The organism is Parvibaculum sp. MBR-TMA-1.3b-4.2 (genome assembly GCF_053628815.1).
In genome coordinates this window covers 1,892,611-1,905,343 of the sequence record NZ_JBRJHC010000001.1, presented here as the reverse complement: position 1 = coordinate 1,905,343, position 12,733 = coordinate 1,892,611, and the positions used below count along the sequence as shown (strand labels likewise).

The 12,733-nt window shown below is 61.0% G+C and carries 11 protein-coding genes and 1 riboswitch; of the genes, 8 read left to right on the top strand and 3 right to left on the bottom strand.

What is annotated here, in order from left to right:
- Positions 1–4: 4 nt before the first annotated feature.
- Both ACSSVQ_RS09135 and ACSSVQ_RS09130 read right to left on the bottom strand, forming a co-directional pair.
- On the bottom strand, positions 5–766 hold the full coding sequence (locus tag ACSSVQ_RS09135) for an outer membrane lipoprotein-sorting protein (RefSeq protein WP_454182490.1): 762 nt from the start codon (positions 764–766) through the stop codon (positions 5–7).
- Entirely contained in the window at positions 763–1,383 is a 621-nt protein-coding gene (locus tag ACSSVQ_RS09130) for a TetR/AcrR family transcriptional regulator (protein WP_454182488.1), read from the bottom strand. The genes ACSSVQ_RS09135 and ACSSVQ_RS09130 overlap by 4 nt, the downstream gene beginning before the upstream one ends.
- Before the next feature lie 271 nt (positions 1,384–1,654).
- On the opposite strand from ACSSVQ_RS09130, the gene ACSSVQ_RS09125 reads away from it, so the two are divergent.
- Positions 1,655–3,370 (top strand): mechanosensitive ion channel family protein, encoded by a 1,716-nt coding sequence (locus ACSSVQ_RS09125; RefSeq protein ID WP_454182486.1) that lies wholly within the window; start codon positions 1,655–1,657, stop codon positions 3,368–3,370.
- 95 nt (positions 3,371–3,465) lie between these two features.
- On the top strand, positions 3,466–4,536 hold the full coding sequence (locus ACSSVQ_RS09120; RefSeq protein ID WP_454184675.1) for a calcium:proton antiporter: 1,071 nt from the start codon (positions 3,466–3,468) through the stop codon (positions 4,534–4,536).
- Between the two features lie 24 nt (positions 4,537–4,560).
- Here ACSSVQ_RS09120 and ACSSVQ_RS09115 read toward each other — a convergent pair whose 3' ends face one another.
- Complete coding sequence (locus tag ACSSVQ_RS09115; protein WP_454182484.1) at positions 4,561–5,883, bottom strand: cytochrome P450; 1,323 nt, start codon at positions 5,881–5,883, stop codon at positions 4,561–4,563.
- A gap of 279 nt (positions 5,884–6,162) precedes the next feature.
- Here ACSSVQ_RS09115 and ACSSVQ_RS09110 point away from each other — a divergent pair, with 279 nt between their 5' ends.
- The 6 genes from ACSSVQ_RS09110 (at position 6,163) to nikR (ending at position 12,474) form a co-directional block, all read left to right on the top strand.
- On the top strand, positions 6,163–7,254 hold the full coding sequence (locus ACSSVQ_RS09110) for an NADH:flavin oxidoreductase (RefSeq protein ID WP_454182482.1): 1,092 nt from the start codon (positions 6,163–6,165) through the stop codon (positions 7,252–7,254).
- Between the two features lie 246 nt (positions 7,255–7,500).
- On the top strand, positions 7,501–8,490 hold the full coding sequence (locus ACSSVQ_RS09105; protein ID WP_454182480.1) for an ABC transporter substrate-binding protein: 990 nt from the start codon (positions 7,501–7,503) through the stop codon (positions 8,488–8,490).
- Positions 8,491–8,534: 44 nt separating this feature from the next.
- A complete protein-coding gene (locus ACSSVQ_RS09100) occupies positions 8,535–9,494 on the top strand; it encodes an ABC transporter permease (protein WP_454182478.1) in 960 nt (319 codons plus the stop codon).
- 12 nt (positions 9,495–9,506) lie between these two features.
- Entirely contained in the window at positions 9,507–10,427 is a 921-nt protein-coding gene (locus ACSSVQ_RS09095) for an ABC transporter ATP-binding protein (protein ID WP_454182476.1), read from the top strand.
- A 177-nt stretch (positions 10,428–10,604) separates the two neighbouring features.
- Positions 10,605–11,966 carry a type III glutamate--ammonia ligase gene (glnT, locus tag ACSSVQ_RS09090; RefSeq protein ID WP_454182475.1) on the top strand — a complete coding sequence of 454 codons (1,362 nt, stop codon included), beginning with the start codon at positions 10,605–10,607 and terminating at the stop codon, positions 11,964–11,966.
- 10 nt (positions 11,967–11,976) lie between these two features.
- Complete coding sequence (gene nikR / locus ACSSVQ_RS09085; protein WP_454182473.1) at positions 11,977–12,474, top strand: nickel-responsive transcriptional regulator NikR; 498 nt, start codon at positions 11,977–11,979, stop codon at positions 12,472–12,474.
- Between the two features lie 133 nt (positions 12,475–12,607).
- Positions 12,608–12,731, top strand: a riboswitch (guanidine-I (ykkC/yxkD leader).
- Positions 12,732–12,733 lie beyond the last annotated feature (2 nt).

Genomic DNA, 12,733 nt, shown 5'->3' with positions numbered 1-12,733 from the left:
GTGATCAGTTCCTCGGATTTTGCAGGTTGGAAAGCGTGAAGAGATAGCCGGGCATGGATTGATTGAACGTCGCATCCTTTGTCTCGATGCGCGTCCATTTGCCCTCTTCGTCCTCCGGACGCATGGTCATCACGACCGGGTAGTTGCGGCCGCCGATCATGGAGACCTTCTCCGTTGTCATGACGCGCACGGGCTTCATGTCCTGGTCGAAATAGGTTTCGCCCAGCATGATGCCGTCTTCGCGCACCCTGACCGTGCGCTTGCCCCATACGACGGGGGCGCCGGGCTTGGGAATAGCGTCGATGGTGTAAACCGTATGCGGACCGTCGTTCGTGGAGCCCATCAGTTTGTGGGTGTATTCGGTCAGAAGGTCATTGGCTTTGGACAGGTCGTTATAGGAGAAATCCGACCCCATCCAGGATTGCGCCAGCATGGAGGCGGGCAGCTTGATGACCTGATTGAGCTTGGGGTTGAACACCCAGGTTTCGTCGCTCTTTTTGAGCGTGGCATTGCCTGCGTCCTTGGCGGGCGACGTGAAGCGCACCAATGCATCGTCGTCGCCCTGCGTCCATGTCTTCATTTCCATGCTCCGCTCCCAGTCGGGCCGGTGCACGGTCATGGTCATGTCGGCTTGCGAGCTGTCGGCGCGCCAATTGTCGAAGGCGGCGCGCAGAAGAGCATCGGGATTGGGGGCTGTTGTATCGGCGGACGCAAGCCCGGTCATGGCGGCGGTTGCGAGAAGGATGAGAGCTGCTTTCCGGATCATTGTGCTTTCCTCGTTTCGGTGCCGATGCCATCGAACAGGGAGCCGAGAAAGGAGCGGCACCAGGCCTGCGGGTCGAAGCTTCTGTCCAGCCAGTAATGGAGCGCGAGATTGTCCACCGCGCCGATCAGCATGCCGGCGGTTGCCTCGACGTCGATGCCGTCCCGGATCGCGCCTTCCGCCTGCGCCTCCTGAATGAGGCGGGCAAGTTCTGCGCGATAGGAGGTGTAGAGATCTTTCATCGCGCCGGAAAAGCGCGCGCGCGTTCCCGGTTTGGCGGCTGCTGCCCAGACTTCCAGCGAGACGGGATAGAGTTCCAGTTGGTCCAGCATGGCGCCGATGGAGGCGTCGGCGAAGGCCATGATGCGTTCGCGCGCACCTTGATATTCACCCATACGCGCCATGGCCGACGCCATGACGAGCTGTTGAAACCATTCGAAGACGCCGAAGAAGAGGTCTTCCTTGTTCTTGAAATAGTCGTAGAGCGAGCCCTTGCTGATCCCCGCGGCACCCGCGACAGCCTCCATGGAGGTGGCGGCATAACCCTCCCTGGCGAAACAGGCGGAAGCGGCTTCCAGAATTTTCTGACGCTTGGCGTCGCGATCGACGATACGGGCCATGGGTGCAACTCAATTATGACCGACTGGTCGGTCATTTATAATCCGGCGGCTTCTCATAGGCAAGTCCGGGTGCGATCGGGGTGCTGCGCCGGCCGCGTCCGATCAGGTAAAGGCGCTGTTAACCATGGTTCTCCTAGGCTGGCGATAGTCGAAACAGCTGCGATAGGCTGAAAATACGATGCATCATTTGCTTCGCCCGACGGCGGCTCGCCTACTCTCCGTCTTTTTCCTGTTCGCTGCCTCCCTGTCGGGTGTTTCGGCATCCGCGGCGATGGCGCAGCAAACTATGACGCCGCCGCAAGGCGCGGTGGAGAGCGATCCGGTAGCGGCCTCGCCGCTCTCGCCTCTGCCCAACGCCTCTCCCCGCCAGACCTTCTCGAGTTTCACCCGGCTCACCGACGATGTGGAAAAATCCCTCCTGGCGGCCATCGAACGGGCGGCGGAGAACGATGCCATTTTCGATACCGAGGAAGTCTCCGCCCTGAAGAAACAGGCACTGGCCGATCTGATAAAGGCGACCTCCACGCTCGACCTGTCATCCGTGGCGCCCGCCAGCCGCCGTTCGGTGGGGATCAGCTCGGTTCTCCTCCTCAAGGAAATTCTGGATCGCCTCCCCGAACCGGATCTGGCCGCTATCCCGGGCAGGGCAGAGGTGGCCGCAGGCAAGGCCGATCACGGTTGGGTTCTTCCCGGCACCGAAATAAGGATGGTCCGCGTCGAGGGAGCGGACGGCAGTCCCGATTATCTGTTCTCGGAAGACACGGTGCAGCGCCTGCCGACGTTTTACGCCCTTGTCCGCGACATGCCCGAGCGCTCCGGCGGAACGATGGACTTCTACCAGGATTTCGTTCTGGGGCCGGGCCTTTCCATGCCGGTGGAGTTCTATCGCTACGTGCTGGAGCTGCCGGACTGGATGCGGTCGAGTTTCCATGAGCAGGCGGTCTGGCAATGGATGGCCTTTGCATTCATGACCGTACTCCTCGCTCTTGCCGTGTTTGTGCTGTTGCGCTGGGAGGGGCGGCGCGTCCAGCCGGTCAATCCGGTTGTCCGTTCGCTGGAGCGTATGATCGCGCCTCTTCTGATCGCCGGCCTGCTGGAATTATATCTCTGGCTGAATGACGACTTCGTCAATCTGACGGGCGATTTCCTGGCCGCCCTGCAACTCGTCGTGCTGGCTCTTCAGGCGGTTGCCGTGGCCGTCGTCATCGTGCTCGGCTTCAATGCCGTGGCGGCGATGATCGTATCCATGCCGCGCGTGCGTAAGGAAAGTCTCGATGCCAGCCTCATCCGCCTCATATTGCGGGTGCTCGGCATTCTGGTTGCCAGCTATGTGATAGCGCTGGCCGTGGCGCGAATGGGCGTCCCGCTATACGGCATCATCGCAAGTCTGGGTGTCGGCGGTCTCGCGCTTGCGCTGGCCGTCCGCCCGACGCTGGAGAACTTTATCGGCGGTATCATTCTCTATGCGGACCGTCCGGTGAAAGTCGGCGATTTCTGTAAATTCGGCAGCATGGTCGGCACGGTGGAGGAGATCGGCCTGCGCTCCACCAAGGTGCGCGGGCTGGACCGCACGCTGGTGACGGTGCAGAACTCGGAGTTCTCTCAAATGTCGATCACGAACTATACGCGCCGCGATGCGAACCTGATCAATACGGAGCTCAGGCTCCGCTATGAAACCACGCGCGAACAGCTTTCCGACATCATCGACAAGGTCGCGGAGATGCTGCGCACCGACGAGCGCATCGATCCAGACACGGTTCGCGTCTGTCTGAAGGAATTGGGCGATTATTCCCTGGATCTGGAAGTTCGAGGGATGGTGCGCAGCGCGGATTGGGGCAACTTCCTGAAGATCCGGGAAGAGCTTCTCCTGCGCGTGATGGGGATTGTGTACGATAGCGGCTCCGACTTCGCATTTCCCTCTTACACAAGCTATCTGGGAACGGATAATTTTGCTGCCGCGGCGGATGCCGCCGGCGAGCCGGCCTGATCGGGGGCATGATGGAAGAGCCGGTTTCCGCGCAGGACGCCACGGTCGACGCCGCGCCCGTGGGCCCGCGCCGGATCGCGCTTCGGCGCGAATGGATGCTGGCCGTGGCTATCGCCACGAGCCTCGTTTTCCTCTTTTTCGGCTCCCGGCTCTTTCAGGGGCTTTCAAACGGGATATGGCTCGGGGTTCTCTTCGTCTGGATTTTCGCCGTCGTGCTCGGCGCGGCGGTCGGCGTCGTGCGTCATGCCGAAGCGCTGTCCGAAAAGCTGGGCGAACCCTATGGCACTTTGGTGCTGACGGTTTCCATCGCCCTGATCGAGGTCATGAGCATCACCGCGATCATGATGCATGGCGGCGAAAACCCGACGCTGGTGCGCGACACGCTGTTTTCGGTCGTCATGATCGTGATGGGAGGCATGGTCGGCCTGTCGCTGTTGCTCGGCGCGTTGCGGCATCACGAGCAGAGCTTCAACCTTCAAGGCGCCAATGCCTATCTGGGCGTCATCGTGCCATTGGCGGTCTTCAGCCTGATCCTTCCCGACTTCACCAAATCGACGGAGGGCGGAACCTATTCCCTCGGCCAGATGATCATGCTCGGTGTGATGGCCACCGGCCTTTACGGCATTTTCGTGCTGATCCAGACCGGACGCCACCGCGCCTATTTCTCCCTCTCCGACATTGGCGGGGAAGAGGCGCATGATGAGGTGGGGGAGACCGGCATCCTGCCGCATGCGCTCCTGATGCTCGCCTATATGGTGCCCGTCGTGTTTCTGGTCGAGCAGCTTGCCGTGCCGGTCGATTATGTGGTCGAAACGCTTCACGCCCCGGTGGCGATAGGCGGCGTCGTCATGGCGACGCTGGTGGCGACGCCCGAGGCGATCGGCGGGGTGAAGGCGGCGCTTCGCAATCAGCTTCAACGCGCGGTGAATATTTTCCTGGGGTCGGTGCTGGCCACGATCGGCCTGACCGTGCCGGCGATGCTGGCGGTGGCCTACTGGGCAGGCTTCGATCTGGTTCTAGGGCTGGAGCCGAGCGACACGATCATTCTCGTGCTCATGCTGGCGGCAAGCGTCATCACCTTTTCAAGCGGCCGCACGAACCTGCTTCAGGGCGCGGTGCACGTCCTGATTTTCATCGCCTTTCTCTTCCTGATCTTTCAGGGATAGAGGCGGGCCGGAGCCCGCCCGCCGTCACTCGCGCAGGATCACCGGCAAGTGGGTGATGCCCCGTATGAAGTTGGACCGCAGATATTTCGGGTCGCCCACGACATCCACTTTCTTGAAGCGCTTCATGATCTCTTCCCAGAGAATACGAAGCTGCATCTCGCCGAGCCGGTTGCCCACGCAGCGGTGAATGCCGAAGCCGAAGGAGAGGTGGTGGCGCGCGCCTTCGCGGTCGATCAGGAACTCGTTGGCGCGGGAAATCTTCTCCTCGTCCCGGTTGCCCGACACGTACCACATCGCGACCTTGTCGCCCTTCTTGATCGCCTTGCCGCGAATTTCTGTATCTTCGAGCGCCGTGCGGCACATATGTGCGACCGGGCTCTGCCAGCGGATGATCTCCGACACCATGTTCGGAATGATGTCCGGATTGTCGGTCAGTTTCTTGTACTCGTCCGGAAACTGATTGAGCGCGAGAACGCCGCCGGTGATGGAATTGCGCGTCGTGTCATTGCCGCCGACGATCAGCAGCAGCATGTTGCCGAGATATTCGTTGGGCGGCATGTTCTTCGTGGACTCGCCATGCACCAGCATGGAGATGAGGTCGGAGCCCGGCTCCTTGCGCGCCGCGCGTTCTTTCCACACCGCGTCGAAATATTCCCAGCAGGTCCACAGCTCCTTGAAGCCCTCTTCCGGCGTCTCGAAATATTCCGGATCGCCCAGCCTCTCCACCGTATCGGACCAGTGAATGAGCTTGTGCCGGTCTTCCTGCGGAACGTCGAACAGCGTGGCGAGCGTGCGTCCGGTCAGCTCCACCGAAACCTCGCGCACCCAGTTGAACTCCTCGTTGCGCGGCAGGTTGTCGAGAATATGGCCCGCGCGCTGGCGAATAAGCCCTTCCAGCGACGACAGGCTTTCGCTGGTGAACATGGGCTGCACGATCTTGCGCTGCTCGTCATGCTTGGGCGGGTCTTCCATGATGAACATGGGCAGATAGGTCAGCGGGTCGGGCTCGCCCTCGATGGGAAGGCCGCCGAGCCGGATACCGCCATTGCGGATGTCGGATGAAAAGATCTGGTGATGCGTGTCGACATACATGATGTCTTCATACTTGGTGATCGACCAGTATCGCCCGTAGGGCCCCTTCTCGGAGAGGTGCACCGGGTCTTCTTCCCGCAGCCGCTCGAAATAGGGCAGGGTCTTGTTGGCGGCGAAAAGATCGTCATGCGCCGGGTCGAGATCTTCCAGCGGTATGGAATAGGGGTCCTGGTTGACGTCGATTTTCCACCTGGCGGCCAGTTCCGCATTGGACTGGGAATAGTCGCGCGGTGCCGCCTCGCTGTTTTCCGACATGATCGCCTCCTCCTGCGGTCTGTCCAGTTATCTTACCGACGATTTCTCGTCTGCTACATCCTATGTGGGGCCTTTGGTGGCTCATTGCCATGCGGTTTCCTCCCTTGCCGCAGGGGCGGCCTGTCCCTGCGTGACCGGGCTTGGCCGAAAATCTCGCCGGCATCGCCGCGCACGGCCGCGTCAGTGTGCTTGACATAAAATGGGCGGGCGGCTTCCATCCCGGCCATCGCAATTCACAAGGCGCATATCCCGGCGCTTTTTCGACATTCAGGAAATCTCATGACGACCGCAGCCCGTCTCGCCGAACCCCTCGCCTTCGCCCGGGGCCCTGAAATGAAGAACCGCTTCATGCTGGCGCCGCTCACGAACCAGCAGAGCCATGCGGACGGCAAGCTCTCCGATGATGAATATCGCTGGCTGACCATGCGGGCGGAGGGCGATTTCGGGCTCACCATGACATGCGCCGCGCATGTGCAGGCGCAAGGACAGGGCTTTGCGGGCCAGCTCGGCGTTTTCGGCGACGAGCATCTGGAAGGGCTGACCCGGCTGGCGCAGAAGATCGGATCCTGCGGCTCGGTTTCCTCCGTCCAGCTTCATCATGCGGGCATTCGCGCCGTCAAGGGCATCGTCACGGATATCGTCGGTCCGTCCGAGGACGCCGATACCGGCGCCCGTGCCATGACGACGGCCGAAGTGAAGGCAGCGCGCGATGCGTTCGTTCAGGCAGCGCAGCGCGCCGAGAAGGCGGGCTTCGACGGTGTGGAAGTGCATGGCGCGCATGGCTACCTGCTCGCGCAGTTCCTCTCTCCGGAACTCAACCGTCGCGACGACGAATATGGCGGCTCGCTGGAAAACCGGGCGCGCCTCATCATGGAAGTGATCGACGGTATCCGCGCCGCCTGCCGTCCCGACTTCCAGGTCGGATTGCGGCTGTCTCCCGAACGCTTCGGCCTGAAGCTTGCGGAAGTGCGCGAAGTGGCGGCGGAAATCCTGCGGCAGGAAAAGATCGACTATCTCGACATGTCGCTTTGGGATGTCTTCAAGGAGCCCGTCGAGGAGGAGTTCCAGGGTCGTTCGCTCCTGAGCTATTTCGCCGAGCTGCCGCGCGGATCCGTCCGGCTGGGCGCGGCGGGCAAGATCATGAGCGCGGTGGATGCCGCTCAGGTGATCGAGAACGGATGCGACTTCGTCGTGATCGGCCGGGCCGCGATTCTGCGACACGACTTCCCGCGGCGTGTGCTGGCGGACCCTTCTTATGTGTCGCCGGCGCTGCCGGTGACCGCCCAGCACCTGCGCGACGAAGGGCTGGGTGAGGCCTTCGTGACTTATATGAGCGGCTGGAAGGGCTTCGTGGCGGAAGAGAGCGCCTGATTTCCTCCGCCGCCTCCGCTTTCACTTCGGCCGGCTGCCCGGTTGATGTGCATGCACAGGAAATGAGCGATCTGCGGCGCAACCCGCTTGTGTGCTGTGCAACATAAGGGGTCGAAACTCGCCGAAATTCCCGTTTGAGGGCCAAAACGCCCGGCATTCTCCCGTTCTCCTCCGTGGCACGGGGCTTGCTCGTAGTATTACGCATTTTGCATTTCGTAATACTGCTCAACCTCGGGAGTTAATGTGATGGGTCTCAAGAGAAGTCTTGGATTGGCGTTGGGCCTGGCCATGTCGGCAATCATGCTGGCCGCGCCCGCCCGCGCCGAAGCCCCGCTTAAAATCGGTTACAGCGACTGGCCCGGCTGGGTGGCCTGGCAGGTCGCCATCGACAAGGGCTGGCTCAAGGAAGCCGGTGTCGACGCGGATTTCCAGTGGTTCGATTATGTGGCGTCCATGGATGCCTTTGCCGCCGGCAAGCTCGACGGCGTCAGCGTGACCAATGGCGATGCGCTCGTCATGGGCGGCAGCGGCACCAAGAGCGTCATGATCCTGGTGAACGACTATTCCAACGGCAATGACATGATCATCGCCAAGCCGGGCATCAAAAGCCTCAAGGAACTGAAGGGCAAGAAGATCGGCGTCGAGATGGGCTTCGTGGACCATCTTCTGCTGCTGAACGGTCTTGAGAAGAACGGCATGGCGGAATCCGATGTCAGCCTGGTCAATGTCGCCACCAACAACACGCCTCAGGTGCTTGCCTCCGGCGATGTCGACGCGATCGGCGCCTGGCAGCCGAGCTCCGGCACGGCGATGAAGCTCGTTCCGGGATCGCGTCCCGTCTACACCTCGGCGGATGAGCCCGGCCTCATCTACGACACGCTGACCGTGACGCCGACGAGCCTGGCCAACCGCCGCGACGACTATGTGAAGCTCATCAAGGTCTGGGACAAGGTCGTCAAATACATCAACGATCCCGAAACCCAGCCCGACGCGCTGAAGATCATGTCTGCCCGCGTGGGTCTGACGCCGGCGCAGTACAAGCCGCTTCTGAACGGCACGAAGCTCCTCACGCTCGAGGAAAGCTCCAAGGTGCTCAAGAAGGCGGATGGGTTTTCCTCCCTCTACGGATCGTCGAAGATCTCCGATGACTTCAACGTGAAGTACAAGGTCTATGCCGATCCCCAGGACGTCGACAGCTATATCGATCCGTCCCTCGAGGCGGACGCCCTTAAGTAAGTCGCGTATTGAGTTGTGAGTAACGAGTAGCGCCCGGGGGTACCATGAGTCGGACAAACTGGTTCTCGGTTCAGACGGAACTGTCGCCTAAAGCAAAGACCGTTCTCGGCATTCTTTCCTTTGTATTGCCGATCCTCGTCTGGAGCATCGTGAGCTATGTGCCCGTCGTGTGGCACCCCCTGGTGCAGATCACCGATCCCGGCAGCGTCTCCTATCTGCAGGTCGACATGCGCATGCCGCGCGGGCCCTTCGAGGACGTCGTCAAGGAGGCGGAAGCCGAAGGACAGGCGCCGCCGCAGGGCTTTCCGGCCAACCCGGTCTATCTGCCCGCGCCGCATGAAGTGGCTTCCGCGCTTTATACCGCCTTCGTTACGCCGCCGCCGTCGAGGGATATGCCTTGGCTGCATGAAAGCCTGTGGCATTCGATCCAGGTGATCTTCTGGGGCTTCTTCCTCTCCTCGGCCATCGGTGTGCCGCTGGGCGTGCTCTGCGGGGCCTATGCGCCCATATCGCGCCTCACCGAACCCTTTGTAGAATTCTTCCGCTATCTTCCCGCGCCCGCCTTCGGTGCGCTCGCCGTCGCCATTCTGGGTATCTATGACGGGCCGAAGATCGCGATCATCTTTATCGGCACCTTCTTCCAGCAGGTGCTCATCATCGCCAATACGACGCGCAAGCTCGACGGGGCGCTGACCGAAGCCGCCCTGACGCTGGGCGCGGGCAATCTCCAGCTTCTGACGCGCGTCGTGGTACCGGGCGTATTGCCCGATCTCTATCGCGACCTGCGCATCCTGCTGGGCTGGGCGTGGACCTATCTGATCGTGGCCGAGCTGATCGGCACGACCAGCGGTATCACCTGGTTCATCACGCAACAGGCGCGCTACCAGCATTTCGAAAATGTGTACGCCGCCATCATCATCATCGGCATCATCGGTCTCGGGACCGATCTCGTTCTGGGGATGCTGGCGAAACGCTTCTTCCCCTGGGACCGCAACGGAAAATAGAGCGAGGCAACCATGAACGCGGAAAAGACACTGCCGTCCTATCTCGAACAGTCCGACGCGGTACGCGAGCGCTTCGAGCGGCTGAAGGCCCGTCCGAAAATTCTGGAAGTGAAGGGGCTCGACAAGGTTTTCGAAACGCCCAAGGGCCAGACGGTCGCGCTGAAGGACATTCACTTCGAAACGCACCGCCGTGAATTTCTCTGCGTGGTCGGTCCGTCGGGCTGCGGCAAGTCCACACTCATCCGCATTCTGGCCGGGCTCGATGCGCAGACCGGCGGCGACGTGCTGCTGGAGGGAAAGCCGGTGAAGGGTCCGGGCAAGGATCGCGGCATGGTGTTTCAGGGCTACACGCTCTTTCCCTGGCTGAGCGTGAAGCGCAACGTCATGTTCGGCCTCACGGTGAACGGCATGGGGTTTCAGGAAGCCGAACGCCAGGCGTTGCAATGGCTGGCGCTTATCGGTCTGGAAAAATTCGCCGACGCCTATCCGCATCAATTGTCGGGTGGCATGAAGCAGCGCGTTGCGATTGCGCGCGCGCTCGCCAACCAGCCGCGCATTCTGCTGATGGACGAACCCTTCGGCGCGCTGGACGCGCAGACCCGCGCCCGGATGCAGGCGCACCTGCTGGAGATCTGGCGCAAGATCGACATCACCATCGTCTTCATCACCCATGACCTCGACGAGGCGATCTATCTCGCCGACCGCGTGCTGGTGCTGAAGGCGCATCCGGGCGAGGTGCAGGAGCTGATCGAAGTGCCCGTCCCTCACCCCCGCAAGATGGAACAGTTCATCTCCGACGAATTCCTCGCCACCAAGGCGCGTCTGGAAGAATTGATCTACGCGCATGAAGAGAAAGAAGAGGGGGCGGACGAGGATGAGTCTGACTATCCCGACATGCCCCGTCTCGTCGAAGTCGGCGACAGTGTGGATTGAGCGTCATGCGATGGTCTGCACGGATTGAACGGAAAGCGGCCTCACCCCCAAACCTGTTTTAGGTAGGGTGGCTGACGAAGTAAGGCGACACAAGAGAAAGAATTTCATGTGCTGGGGCGAAAGAGCCCGGCGCAAAGCGGGAACGCATGACCTGTCGCGATAGAGAAAGGCACGGCAATGATGACGGACGAAGAGATCACAACGATCCAGAAGGACCTGCGCGCAAAGGGCGTTAAATACTGCATTGGCGCCTATGTGGACATTCACGGCGTGCCGAAAGGCAAGGTGGTGCCGATCGACCATCTGCATCACATGGCGCATGGTTCCGAGCGCTATACGGGCTACGCGCTGGACGGTCTCGGTCAGGCGCCGAATGATGACGAGATCACCTCGATCCCGGATCTTACGCATATCGTGCAGCTTCCCTGGGAACCCTCGGTCGCCTGGATGCCCGCCGATAACGGCTTTCAGGGCAAACCCTATCCGCTGAATACCCGCGTCGCGCTGAAGAACATGCTGGCGCAGGCAGCCGAAATGGGCTTCGGCTTCAATCTCGGCATCGAATGCGAAATCTTCGTCCTCGAACAAAATGAGGACGGCTCGCTCTCCGTGCCGAACCCGAACGACAAGCTGACCAAGCCCTGCTACAGCGTCGAGGGCTTCATGGACCAGTTCAACTGGCTCGACAAGGTCGCGACCTGCATCAACGACCTGGGCTGGGATCTCTATTCCTTCGACCATGAAGACGCGAACGGCCAGTACGAGTTCGACTTTGCCTATGCGGACGCGCTCACCATGTGCGACCGGCTGGTCTTCTTCCGCTACATGGCAAAGGAGTTCGCCAAGCAGGAAGGCCTGCTTGCGACCATGATGCCCAAGCCCTTTGCCGACAAGACGGGCAATGGCGCGCATTTCAACATGTCGCTCTACGATCTGAAGACCGGCGGCAATGTCTTTGCCTGCGATCCGAAAGACGATCCGCGCGGGCTGGGCCTCACCGAAACCGGCTATCAGTTCATCGGCGGCATCCTGAAACACGGGCCCGCGCTCTGCGCCGCCTTCGCGCCGACGGTCAACAGCTACAAGCGCCTCGTGCGTCAGGGGGCGATGAGCTATTTCACCTGGGCACCCGTTTTCAACTCATACGGCTCCAACAACCGCACGAATTCCGTGCGCGTGCCGTCGGGCGGCGGGCGCTGCGAGTCGCGCAATGCCGACGGTGCCGTGAACCCTTACCTTGCCGCCACGCTGGCGCTTGCCGCCGGTCTTGAAGGCATTCGCGAAGGGATCGACCCGGGTGATCCGAACGAGGATAATCTCTACACGATTTCCGAATCGGAGCGTGCGGCGCGCGGCATCCAGTTCCTGCCGCAGAACCTGCAGGAGGCGGTCGCCTGTTTCCAGGCCGACCCGATCACCGAAACGGCGCTGGGAAGTGGGCTTCGCGACGAGTTCGTGAAGTACAAAACCGAAGAATGGCAGGCCTACCATCTCTCGGTCAGCGAGTGGGAAGTGGAACGCTACAGCCATCTTTTCTGAAGGATAAAAAATGTCCGGGAACGGCATAGGCGACGCCCCAAACAATGCAAATGGTGCGCGGACCATCGACAGCAGGCCCGTAAGCCGCATCAGCATTTCCCTGCCGGAGGAATTGCTGACCGAACTCGACCAGATGGTGGAGGACCGGGGGTTTCAGAGCCGGTCCCAGGCGATCAACGACATGCTCCACCAGTTTCTGGTGGAGCATAAGCGCGAGCGCGGCGACGAGGTGATGGTCGGCATCATCACCATCTACTATGACAACACGGCCAATGGGCTTCAGAAGCAGCTCGCCGACCTGCAGTACCGCTATATCGACGAATGCATCAGCTCTCTCCATGTCCATCTGGCGCATAACCAGACCATGGAAGTCGTGCTGGTACAGGGCCCGGCGCGAAAGCTCCAGGCGATCGCCGATGAGATGGTCACCAAGCGCGGCGTCATCGCCGGCAAGATACAGCTCATGGCCGCGGTCATTCCGCCGCTTCATCCCTTCAGTGGCGACTGATTGGAAATGAAAACGGCAGACTGGTGAAACTTTAGGCAAAAGGACAGATATTGAGCGTCCTCGGGCGCTAAAAAACCCGGCAAGCCAGGGTTTATGCCCCTTTATCCATGGCACGGGGTTTGCGACACTGAAGACAGGCAGTGGCTAGGGTTCCGGCCGCAAATCGGTTTTACGACCGATGCGGTGTCTGGTCCGAGAGCTACACCCTGACCGGTCAACAGCGGTCAGGTACACGGCGGGACAAAAGCCCGGGAGACGG

Bases quoted from the DNA above. Each gene is read 5' to 3' on its own strand.
- ACSSVQ_RS09135 (WP_454182490.1), bottom strand. From the start codon at position 766: ATGATCCGGAAAGCAGCTCTCATCCTTCTCGCAACCGCCGCCATGACC.
- ACSSVQ_RS09130 (WP_454182488.1), bottom strand. From the start codon at position 1,383: ATGGCCCGTATCGTCGATCGCGACGCCAAGCGTCAGAAAATTCTGGAA.
- ACSSVQ_RS09125 (WP_454182486.1), top strand. From the start codon at position 1,655: ATGGCGCAGCAAACTATGACGCCGCCGCAAGGCGCGGTGGAGAGCGAT.
- ACSSVQ_RS09120 (WP_454184675.1), top strand. From the start codon at position 3,466: ATGCTGGCCGTGGCTATCGCCACGAGCCTCGTTTTCCTCTTTTTCGGC.
- ACSSVQ_RS09115 (WP_454182484.1), bottom strand. From the start codon at position 5,883: ATGTCGGAAAACAGCGAGGCGGCACCGCGCGACTATTCCCAGTCCAAT.
- ACSSVQ_RS09110 (WP_454182482.1), top strand. From the start codon at position 6,163: ATGACGACCGCAGCCCGTCTCGCCGAACCCCTCGCCTTCGCCCGGGGC.
- ACSSVQ_RS09105 (WP_454182480.1), top strand. From the start codon at position 7,501: ATGGGTCTCAAGAGAAGTCTTGGATTGGCGTTGGGCCTGGCCATGTCG.
- ACSSVQ_RS09100 (WP_454182478.1), top strand. From the start codon at position 8,535: ATGAGTCGGACAAACTGGTTCTCGGTTCAGACGGAACTGTCGCCTAAA.
- ACSSVQ_RS09095 (WP_454182476.1), top strand. From the start codon at position 9,507: ATGAACGCGGAAAAGACACTGCCGTCCTATCTCGAACAGTCCGACGCG.
- glnT (WP_454182475.1), top strand. From the start codon at position 10,605: ATGATGACGGACGAAGAGATCACAACGATCCAGAAGGACCTGCGCGCA.
- nikR (WP_454182473.1), top strand. From the start codon at position 11,977: ATGTCCGGGAACGGCATAGGCGACGCCCCAAACAATGCAAATGGTGCG.